Annotated in this window: 1 pseudogene; it reads left to right on the forward strand. The window is 67.2% G+C overall.

From position 1 onward, the window contains the following. Nucleotides 1–450: pseudogene (locus tag GV819_RS32565) on the forward strand (23S rRNA pseudouridine(2605) synthase RluB); the annotation flags it as partial. Nucleotides 451–458: the final 8 nt, after the last annotated feature.

The raw sequence follows: 458 nt of genomic DNA on the forward strand, positions 1-458 counted from the left end.
GTTGATATCCTCAGTGCTGAAGTCGGCCTCACGCCGGTTGCCATGCCGCAGATGAACGCCAAGAGCAAAGACAAGCTTGAGCGTATGCAGCGTAAATCGTCGCGCCCTGTGGCCCGTACCGATCGCGTTGCCCGTACCCTGCGTCCGGCCGAAGGTGCGCCACTGGCTCCGCGTCCAGCACGCCAGCCGCACATCGAAGGCGAGCGCCCGGCGCGTCCGGCCCGTGATGAAGCAGCCCGTCCGGCCCGTAAGCCGGCCGGTCGTACCGATCGTGTACCTGCGGGTCGCGGCGCGCCGGTTGCAGAGCGTCCGAGCGAAGTGAACAAGCGTTCGCCCAAGCCAACCCGTTCGGGCCCCAAGCTGGTCGATGATGCACCGTCGGGCAAGCGCCGTGGCGCACCGGCAGGTTCGGGTCAGCGCCCGGGCTTCGGTCGTCGCAAGCCGCAATAAGCGTTAAC

This window comes from Pseudomonas sp. Fl5BN2 (assembly GCF_009908205.1).
Classification (GTDB): Bacteria; Pseudomonadota; Gammaproteobacteria; order Pseudomonadales; family Pseudomonadaceae; genus Aquipseudomonas.